This is a genomic window from Flammeovirga sp. EKP202 (assembly GCF_014534745.1).
In the GTDB taxonomy this organism is placed as follows: domain Bacteria; phylum Bacteroidota; class Bacteroidia; order Cytophagales; family Flammeovirgaceae; genus Flammeovirga.
Genome location: NZ_JACVVP010000006.1, coordinates 72,827 through 84,324 on the forward strand (window position 1 = coordinate 72,827; position 11,498 = coordinate 84,324).

The 11,498-nt window shown below is 34.1% G+C and carries 4 protein-coding genes; 1 reads left to right on the top strand and 3 read right to left on the bottom strand.

Annotation, left to right across the window (positions count from 1 at the left end):
* Window positions 1–174: 174 nt before the first annotated feature.
* On the top strand, window positions 175–696 hold the full coding sequence (locus tag IC221_RS05075) for a hypothetical protein (protein WP_188167927.1): 522 nt from the start codon (window positions 175–177) through the stop codon (window positions 694–696).
* Window positions 697–775: 79 nt separating this feature from the next.
* Here IC221_RS05075 and IC221_RS05080 read toward each other — a convergent pair whose 3' ends face one another.
* From IC221_RS05080 to IC221_RS29735, 3 genes are all read right to left on the bottom strand, one after another.
* On the bottom strand, window positions 776–9,895 hold the full coding sequence (locus IC221_RS05080; protein WP_188167928.1) for a T9SS type A sorting domain-containing protein: 9,120 nt from the start codon (window positions 9,893–9,895) through the stop codon (window positions 776–778).
* Window positions 9,896–10,868: 973 nt separating this feature from the next.
* Window positions 10,869–11,072: a hypothetical protein gene (locus IC221_RS05085; protein ID WP_188167929.1), complete on the bottom strand. Its 204-nt coding sequence runs from the start codon at window positions 11,070–11,072 to the stop codon at window positions 10,869–10,871.
* Window positions 11,073–11,329: 257 nt separating this feature from the next.
* Window positions 11,330–11,464 carry a hypothetical protein gene (locus IC221_RS29735; protein WP_255516012.1) on the bottom strand — a complete coding sequence of 45 codons (135 nt, stop codon included), beginning with the start codon at window positions 11,462–11,464 and terminating at the stop codon, window positions 11,330–11,332.
* Window positions 11,465–11,498 lie beyond the last annotated feature (34 nt).

Consider the following 11,498-nt stretch of genomic DNA (forward strand, 5'->3'; position numbering starts at 1 on the left):
TCATTTATAAAAATGAATCATGCATTCTATATTTGCACTCAGAAAGCAAACATAAATTAAGGTTAGTATAAATTATTCACTTCAAAACTGCAATCTATTTAATTGTAATACATTTTATTACTAATCAAAATTAATGCTCTTTATTCTTTAAGTTTAAAACTAATTAAGCAAATTATGAAAAATCTATTTTTAACAATTTCACTTCTTCTTGTAACTATTGTATCATTTGCACAAGATGGCAGAAGTACAGGATTCATCAAAGTAACTGGCATTCTGCCGACGGAATCGGAATATCAGAACTTAGGTTTTGGTGTTGGTGCATCATATGCTCAACACTTATCAAAAGCAAATTATCTATACTTTGGACTTGATGTAAAGTATTTCACAGAAGATTTTGAAGGACAAGCCAAAAGTAAGAATTATATTATTCCTGTTACTGCTGGGTATATGTTTCAAGTCTTAGAAGGTGCTTATGTTCGTGCTGGTGTTGGATATTCTTACCTAAGTTTCAAAATTGAAAGTGATTTTGGTGATTTCAGTGGCTCTGATTCTTTTGCTTGTTTAGATTTAGCAGCAGGATATCAGTTTGCAAATGGGATGGTTGTACATGGTTCGTTTATGCCAATCTTTGGAGAAGAAACTCTTAATGTTTTTGAGTTAGGTCTTGCCATTAACTTAAGTCCTAAATCAATATAATTGAAGTCTTATAAACACAAAACACCTTGTTCGTCATCTATGTTGAACAAGGTGTTTTTTATTTAATTGAAGTAAAAATTTATTCTATGATTACTCTTTTTGAAATGATTGTTTCCCCAGATTTCAACCTCAATAGATAGACGCCTCTTGGTATATCATTGATTTGGATCTCTTTTAACTGATTCTCACCAAAGGTCCATGTGTCTTCTAACACTTTATAACCTAATGTATTAAACAATCCAATCTCAACATCTCCTTTCCACGACTTCAATATTAAGTTGACTTTTTCTCCTTGAGTTGGGTTAGGATATACAGTCAAAGCAGCTACGGCATTGCCATCCTCCATATAAACTTGTTCGGGATCAAAAACTGTTTCTGTTCCATCAAAGTCTCTTTGGATAAGTCTGTAAAATGACAACTGATTCATCACTGGGTTCGTATCAATATATTCATAATCTAAACGAACACTTGAATTTCCTGCTCCTTCAATTGTAGCCAATGTACTCCAATTTTTTCCATCAATAGAACGTTGTATCTCAAAATGATCGTTGTTGACTTCAGAAGCTGTAGCCCAATCCAATATTACTTGCTGCTCCTCTGATATTGCATCAAATGAAATCAACTCAACTGGCAAGTCCGTCGCATCATCAATGGTGGCAATGGCAAGAAATTTCTCACTGAATGATACCGTTTCCGTTTCAAAATAAGTTTCTGTATTATGTAATGGATCACCCGCCTTTTTCCATTTTGGAACACCTAAATCCAAGTCATTCCAAATTGCTAAAATATAATTAGGGCTTCTTGTTAAAGCACTGTAGTAAGCAAAAATCTCTGCCTCACTTTCCTTCGAAAAAGGAGCATCTCCTTCATCTAAATCCGTTACTCTCCATTGGAACTCAGAAGATACATTAGCGATGCCAGTGTCAGTGTCAACGCTATCTTCTACAACAGGTTTAAGTAACTGACCATATTCCACGGTCCATGTTTTTTCAGCTGCACCCGTCACATTATTAGTATAAATAAGAGCTAAAGTTCGTAAGTCACCTTCTCCTCCTACAGGGAAAACAAAACTATCTCCCACATTTAGTTTTTTCGAGAAAGGGCCAGTGATGTAAGAGTTTCCTGTAACATCGCTTGAATTACCTAAGAACAACAATGATCCATCATCATTTCCCATATTATTTAATACGGAATTTAACACTAAACTCGATACCTCTTTGGTATTACTTCCTGCTAAAATTACCTGTCCACTAGATTTATTAATTTCTAAATTATCAAGTGCTCTTCCGGAAGTATAGTCACCTGTAAATGTTTGGTCACCTGAAGTACCATTAAACGTTAATGTTGAACCCGAGAAAGATGCCGTTGAGGTACCATTATCGGTGAAGTTACCTCCTATTGATAATGATGCACCTGTAGATATTGCTATTTCTGAACCAGTATTAAGAGTAATATTATTTTCGACATTCAAGCTCGAGTTTGTTACCGTTAAAATTCCCTCGGTATCAACAGTTAAGTCTCCTTTTATTATCAAACTACTTGAAGCTATATTTAATGAAGCTCCTGTACCGTTGTTTATATCACCAACATCAACTGTAACATTACCATTTGCTGTTGTTGGTGTATTGATGGTCAATTTACCATCACTATCAACATTAATATCATTCAGAATTGAAGATGTTGTGAGGTCAAACTCTACATTACTAATCGATAATTCTCCTGTAGAAATATTCAAACCATTACCTCCTGGAATCTCCCACTCTTGTCCTGTGCCTGTTCCAATCAATGTTAAACTACCAATTGTCAATTTATTATTATTGACCGGTGCATTCAGATTAAGAACCGGTGAATCTGCATTACCTTCTACAATTATTCCACCACCAGAAGTAAAGAATGGTTCCCAATTTGCATTTGGCATTTGACCAACTTTGTCAGAATTCACAAAGAATTTTACTTTACCACCACCTTCAACAGCATCAAAATTGATTTGTCTATCATCAACATGAATTACCAAAGTACCTTCAATGATTGCCTTATAATAGGTCTTAAATCCTAATGTACCACTTGTTGTTGTTTCCAAATTAGTCCCTGATGGCACCTCTAAAATAGTTCCTGAAAATAGAGTTGGCGAAACTTCATCTTCCAATTTTGTATAAGTAACACCATTGTCCTTAGATATTTCCCATTTATCAGTGGAAACATCATTCAGTACTCCATCTGTTACTCCTGAAGCTAATCTATATCTAATTATATCATCTGGAGTTGATAAAACATCTCCAGCAAAATAATCTCCTGTCACTAGACTTGTTGCTAAATCGATATCAATTCTATTATTGGCAATATCCAATGTTTTTTGAACATTTTTCTGAATTTCCGCATCATCATTAATGATGATCCCAATGTAATCTGCTTCTGTACCGTTGATATTAGAATTATCATAATACAGTGAAATATATCTATCATCTGGAACAGTAACATCAGCTTTTGAAAATTCAATTCTCCAATATTGATCTAATGCTTCATTATTATCTCCTTGGTTTTCAGCAACAGTGTGTCTTGTATTAATAGGTTTCACTACAAGTTCAGCCCCATTATAATCACCAACAAGACCTACAGGAGCATAAATTCCGGAATAACCTATTGGGAGTAATTTTTCACTTGAGATCTCATCGTTTGGTAAAACAATTTTCACACCTTGAGCATTACTACTACCACTTAATTGAATCATATTATTTGCATTAAAAGCAGTAGTTGCTGTCAAGACAACGTTTGTTCCGAGATTTAAAGTAAATTGATCAATATCCAACACACCATTTGTAAATACAATCTCATCAGCTACTAGATTGAGGCTGTTTGTTAAACTAATACCTGCTGCATTATCAATCTCCAAACGGCCCAAACTACCCGTAATGTTCATATCTTGAGCAGAAGATCCATTCATCTTTATACGTCCAGTACTTGTAGTAGAATGTGTACCAAATACTGATAATACACCTCCAACATTGATAGTTTGACCGTTGTCAGATAAAACGCCAGTGTTAATAGTTAAGTCTTCTAACACTGTAATGTCTTCACCCATTGTAACTGTAGCACCATCTGTGTCAATGACCAATTTCTGAGTGGTAATAACATTACCTCCACTTATGATTTGATCATCTGTACTATTTAAAGTAATTGTAGAAGTTGAGGCGTTGATCGTTCCATCATTTGTAATATTTCCGGCACTATTAAGATCAAAGCTATTCAGGTTTAATGTTGCTGTAGAAGGTATACTCATATCACCTATCATAGTGATATCATTGATAAGTGTTTCCACTGTAACATTAGAAAGTAGCACTAACTTTCCTATTGTATTTACAAATTCAGCATCTATTGACTCAGCTGAGGTATTTCCTAGTTCTATCACTGCATTCTCATTCACTGAGGAAGATGCGGCATCTAAAGCTATTTTTCCTGAGAAAACATTGATCTGACCTCCACTGAAGTCAAATGTTGAAGCACTACCTAACACTTCAAATGTACCTCTTGTTGCACTATTAGGATTGCCAATTAACCCTGCATCGAAAGTACCTCCAGATTGGGTATAAGTGACGTTAGCATCATTTGCTGCAAGATCTCTTCTTAACTCAGAACCTACAACAATTGAACCTGCAGATAATTCTATCTCACCACTTGTTGCATAAATTATTGAATTTTCATCTCCAGCATTTGCAATATTAAAATTACCACCAGAAACGGTTAACTTACCACCAAGTAAAAAGTTAGCATCATCACCAACAACATTCACTGTCCCTTGTTGAAGTGTCAAACCTGCAGTTGTTGGCATCACCCAATTAGAACCTGATACTGCATAAGGTGTAATATTAATCGCACTATTATTAAGCACTAATGTACCATTAGATAATGTGATCAGTTCTTCTGTAGTGACGTTTGGAAGTGAAAAGTTTGTATTAAATGTAAATGTAGAGTCTTGATTGGCTCCTTTATTCATTACAATTTTATATAATTCAGGTGTAAGGGGCGAAGAAGGATCATCAGTGTAATAGTTGTCAAATACTCCGCTTTCTGTGCCTTGAAGCTCTAGTACAACACGGTTTTCAGTAGTTGATTTTAACAAACTAAACTCAATAGCATCTTCACCACTCTCTCCTCCATCTATTTGTGGAATAGTAATATCGCCGTTCACTATCAAAGTATGTTCTACATCATCTGTACCAGTCACCAAAAATTTATTTGAAGCTGAAGCATTCGTCGATATAGTATTTTGAAGATTTAGATTACCTGTATTCACTGTTATAGGAGTGCTAGAATTTACTTCAATTGCTGCTTCTCTAAAACCTCCAACATTAATATTATTTTCTACATTAATAGATTTATCTAAAATCAATGTTGATCCATCTACCATCAAAGATTTGAATTCTACAGGTTGACTTACACCTGCCGCAAAAGTAAATTCATTATTAAAATTACCTCCTCCCCATAGTCTAACTGAAGGGTATTTTGGGAATTCAGGTATTTCCATATCAGAATTATTACTTTGAATCATAATCTCACTTCGTGGTTCACTTAAGAAATTATTTAAATCTTGACCATTTAATGTAGCACCCTTGTGGATTCTCAAAGAACCTACTTGTTCTACTACATCTACAGTTAAACTTCCACTTGATAATCGTATTCTTGCCAAATCGGCCGCCTCTAATGTTGCTGTCTCATCAGAATCAAATCGAATGACTGCCACTTCAATAGCAGAATTAATTACCACCCTATGACCTCTTGTTTCAGATGGGCTACCATATCTACCGTGACCTACAATAATGATATCACCTGCAGAAGGAGTTCCTTGAGTACTGAACGGGTTACCCGTGTTTTTCCAATCAGGATTTGTGGTCCATCTTGCCGTATCATTCCAATTATCATCTCTTGCAACTGATACATTTTCAACGTTAGAGCTATTTTCTGCTGTACCCCAAAAAGAATAAAATACAGTTAATTCTCCGGTAAACTTCGAAGCTGCTCCAGCAGTATAAAGTGAGTTGTAAGCAGGAACTGCATTGGTTGTGAAAATATAATCCGTTTCAGTAGCATCATTTCCATCAGTATCAACTGCTGCTGCTACTCCTAGTGATTCTCTTGATTTATTTGGAACCTGAATCTGTACTCTAGCAGGTACAAAATTCGCTTCGTCATCATTTACCGTATCTAAATCTTCCGAATTGTATTTAAAAACACCTGCCACATCCGGAATATTTGCTCCATATCCATAAGTGGTTGTTTTCCACCAATAATTTAAAATCTCATCATCTGTACCATCTGTAGTTAACGTAGCCACACTTCCATTATTTGTTGCTAATTGTAAAAACCCATCTTCTGCTGGTTTATTTGAAACTGTAAGCGTAGCAGGTGTAAATTTATAGGAATCAGCGACAGGTGTATCAAAATCAGAGGCCAATGGGTAATAGTAGTCTCCATCACTTGTTACTTGATAAGTAAGACCGCCGTCTGTATAATTACCTGCTCCTACCAACATACGTTTGTCGGCTACATTATCAGCAAAATTATTGATCCCACTTCCATTTTCATCAGAAATACCTTGTGCCCCAACTACAACTCCATATTCATTTGCTTTGATTACACCTTGTTGCCAAGTTAATTTTGAAGCGTAAATGATATTGGATAATTCTACACCATTGGCATTATTTAACCATAAGTGAGCAATACCCACATTTGTAGTGTCTGAAATCTGAGGATCTGCCAAGTCATAACTTGAAACAATACTCTGAGATGACCCTGCCGATCCATTTATCATTAAATGACCTGCTGATGAGGCTTCTCCAATTCTTCCTTTAAAAGTCAAATCGCCTTCAACTTCTATTACATAATTTGAATAATCGAATGTTCCTTGAGTCAAGGATAATGATGATAATACCTTTAGTCTTGTAGCACCAATTGCTGAAGCACCACTAAAATCTCTTACTTTAAAAACATCTGATGCATTTGGCAAATCAATATTTAAATGATTTATACTGTAGGCTTCATCTGTATCTCTAATATCAATATAATGATCTACTCCATCACCATTGAATGTTAATTTATTATTCGACCCGATATTAAGTTGAGTATCATTATACAGAGTAAGGTCACCACTAATTGTTAAATCATAATCACCAATTTGTAAATTACTGTTTTCCTCAATTACAAGGTGACTTAAAATTGTAAGATCTCCATCAGTTGAGATTGGATCTCCAAACGAACCAATACCATCTGATAAGGTGACATTTCGAAGCGGATAGTCTGTAGTAACCGTTAAGTTATAAAATGGAATAGACGAAGTAAACTCTACATTCCTATCAGAGTTTATATCGAAAATAATCTCACCACCAGTGACATTATAAAAACCATCACCCATTGCAAACTTTGTTAAATATTGAATATCAGTATCTTCATTATGAATGGTAATTGTACCACCTGACATATTAAATGAATTGGTCTTATATGGAAGTGAAAGTGCTGCAACAGTAGTACCAGGTACATACCCATAGATTGTCATTTCTCCTCCTGTCATTGTCAATGAACCTTGATGATCTACACCTAAAACTGAAGTTTTAAATTGATTTAAGAAAACTTCTCCACCTTCTTGTACAAAATACCCTCTTTCTCTTAGGGTTATACTATTTTGACGTCCATTACTAGTTCCATCTCTATTTAAACCAATATTTAATCTACCTCCTGTCACCAATACATTACCATACACAGTTAATGCATTTACAGCTCCAAAATTTATATCAGCACCGTCATCAATCCACAATCTACAGCCAAAACCTAAGTCATAATTTCCTGAAGTACCCGCATAACTTGGAACATAAATATTATTACCAAAATGAAGTGTTCCATATTTCAAAACGAACATGCCGTTACTTGTGGTCATAGAACCATTAGTTCCGCCTGTACTTCCATTGTCATGTTCATTGTAACCATACATCTCAAATCTTCCCTCAATATCAGCACTGATATTGAGGTTATAATTGTCAGAAGTTCCTTTATCCACAACAATTTGATATAAAATTGTTGACCCGTTACAGATTAAATCTTGATCTTTTTGATCTGCATCAAAAATTAATATCCCATATTCTCCTGCAAGGTTATCTGATAAATAGGAGTCCAATTCTGTAAGGTAGGAAGCTGATCCAAATGTAAAAGAATCCTTGATATCTGCTCTGTTTGTTAATGCTACTTCTCCTGAATTAAATAAACTACTTTTCAGTGTGATATTATGGATGACGTCATCCGTTCCAATGCCTAGTGTTGCTTGAGGCAAAACTCTCATATTACCATTAACTGTTAAATTTACAGCTGTATTTGAGTTATCACTCGACCCCAATGTTATTTTACCCTGAGTTAATACTAATGAATCTGTTAGAGTAAGGTCGGCAGTAATAATAAGTTCATCACTTGCATTATCCATATCGATATTTACATTATGATAAGCATAACTATTCGTCAGTGTCACTCCCGTACCATTAAATTCAACCGTTCCACCATCTTCTGTTAGAAAACCACCTTCATTTATTGCATTTGCAGGGCTTGGAAAATTATCAGCATTTAACTTTATAGTACCTTTACCCTTAACAGCTAAAAAATTATGATTTACAGTTGAACCCACTACAAGTGTTCCCCCTTGATTAACTTCTAAATCACTAGCAGCAATATTATCGGAATCTAATGTGATCACTCCACCTGAAAGGATAAAAACATCATCTGTTGAGGAGGGGTATGTACTTGTGCCATCTGCGAATCCCGATGGGTTTCTTGTCCAAATATCAGTATCCGTCCAATTACCTGTACTTTTAGTGTAAAAGGCATCTGGAGCAGTTGAAGCCAAAGTGTAAAAGCCATTACCATTTACATCATACTGTGCATCCGTAATTGTAAATGAAACTTCATCTGAACCTACAAATGAAGCAGATGGTCCTGCTACAACCGTATAGGTAGAACCATTATCAGACGAATAGACTAAAGAATAATCCCCTGTTACTCTTTCTGGACCGCTACCTGTATCATAATCGTTTGGTTTTCCTTCATAATTTTGAACATTGAAGCTTAAAGTTATATCAAGATCTCCATTCTTTTGTAAATAGAATTTTTTAGTCCAAACACGGGCATTTATAGGTGCAAAATCAAAAGTTAATCCTCCTTCGTCTGTTTCTCCCATAATAATATAATCACCATCTGTAGTATTCGAAGTGGTTAATGCTATTGAGTTTGAGGGGTTACCTCTGTCTGGTGAATAATCTCCTCCATCATTACCATATACAACAATATTCTGATTGGGGGTAGTATTATTATTGAATAATTCATCTGTATCAGATAGTTCTGCATGCGTAAGGCCATATTTCGTTGTCAAATAGTCATTTACTCTTAATCTGGTCACGGGGTCAAGACTACCTCCTGCTGTTTTATTGTATACTATAACTTCTGCTATGTAACCATCCCATCCTAGATTTGAATCTTCATCTGCTCCACCGACGGCTCCAAATTTATGAGTATTTGTATTATCAGTGTTCTTTTGTAATGCACTTAGTAATCCAGCATTTGATGTATAACTTGTCTCATTAGATGTATTTCTTTGTATAGAAATCAAGCCCCAATTATCACTTATGGGCCATGTTTCAATATCAGTGTTATTAATATTATTATCAGGCCCTCTAACATAGAATCGAGCATTATTCCATTTACCATAGAGTGATCTTGTTGCATTACCACCAGCGTAGAAACCAACGTCACCTGTTGTTCCGTTAGCTTTCAATACTATAAATAATTCATAATTTTCGAGCTGCAATTCCACAATGTTATTAGACGCATCTCTTAAGATTAAACCTTCATGATCTGTAGAAGGAAAAAGGATAGCGGGTTGGGAGTTAATCTGATTTGTTTGGTAAACAATGCCATTCTCGTCGTTGTCATTATTCACATAATAACCGTTACCTGACTGATCTTGCCATTTATCTAGTCTTAGAACGCCAGAACCTACATCTGTATAGTCATCAGATGTAATTTGGTCAGCCTTCAACCAAAGCTCTAAACCATCAGTTGGAATGTCATTTTGAGCATAAAATTCGTAAGTTAATGTCAAAAATAGAAACAGAGAAATAACACCTTTAGGGTGCCTAAAACAGTAATTGAGAATGGTAAAATGTCGCATATTTATTTAGTGTAAGTCTGTTGCAAACTTATAATGTTGTTGCATCATGATTTTGCAGCAGATATTTATGACTAAAAGCATACTTCAACCCTCAATCATTATTGAAAGGTTATAGTATTTATCAAGCCATGTTAATTTCAAATTATAATCAGAGTGTTAATAAACTTCAGTAAAGAATACTTTTTAATTGAATGTAATTTTCAGTGTTGAGTATATTAATGAAATGGAAATTACTATTTACACAATTGCGAAGAACAATTGTATACATCATTAAAGTGTTTAATTAGGTGTAGAATAAATTGATATACATAATTAGTATTTAGGGTGTAAACTAGCCTCATATAACTTATCGAAAACGATAATTATAATATTAGATGCCAGAGTAATTTTACTCAATTAGACCTAACAAATTTTAAGGCTCAGAATAAAGAACTCAAAACGGATAAATATGTTTTGAAAAGATATTAGTGTAAAAACCTATGTCATATTACACATATTAGTTATTGAGTTGAATAATATAATTTTTGGAGTAATGATTCTATTAATTACAATAATCCTGTTTTTTTTTTAATTATTAAAATATTTACAATTGTTTTTAACTCAAAATTGAACTTTTAGACAAAAAAATATAATATACAACACTCATTTAAAGCAACTTACATTCATTTCTTACGTAATATCCTCCTTTTTAATACATGAGTTTCATCGAGTAAGTAAAACCTTAATAATTATCCATGATGAAAATCTATTCAATGTTATGTGCGCTTTTAATAATTTCTCAATAAGATCTACTAGAAGATCAATTCCATAATTATAGTTAAAAGGTAAAGAGTTCAAACTAGTGTGCGGAGAAAATGATTACTAGAAAAAGAAAACAAGGGATAAAAAAATAGACCATACATAAATTTATGAATGGTCTATTAATTTGCAGAGTGTACAAACTGTGTAAAGTTTCACTTACTACACCTCACCTCTACTTCTTAGGGAGATCTTTTTTCTTCGATTTGTTTTTCGGCTTTAAAAGATTACTCACCCTATCATATTCTTTTTTAATTTTTTTATTATCAGGGTCAAACCGAAGGTCCATTTTTAGTTTTTTATGTAGCCTTTGCAGTTCCATCTTTTTAAGAAACCTCGGATCATCTGTTCGGCTAAATGTCTTTTTTTCGTTTTTCATGGCTAAATATAAAAAACATCTTTTAAAAAGCTGTATTTTAAAATTAGAATATCTTTGTTGGCTTCCTCCCCAAATATTTTCTTTAATCTGTAAATAATTGATCTAACGGGAAGTGTACATAACTGCTGTTTGTTTATAAGGAAAATATGTTGAAGTTTTGATTTGGGTTTGAAGATAAGAAGCCCCATAAGTTTTTTGAAATTGTGGGGGTTGGTATTTTGTTATGATAAGTTGAAAACTTATACAATAGGTCAGTTCTAAGTAACACCTTCGGCTTGATACTGAGAACAGTGTGTACCAAATAATATAGTTGAAAGAGCCAAACCTGTAAAATGGAGATATGTATTCTGATAAGAACAAGTTAACCCAACTAACCCTTTAGCCATAGGCATTTTATTAGTTGGTATATTTTCTCTAAACATTCTC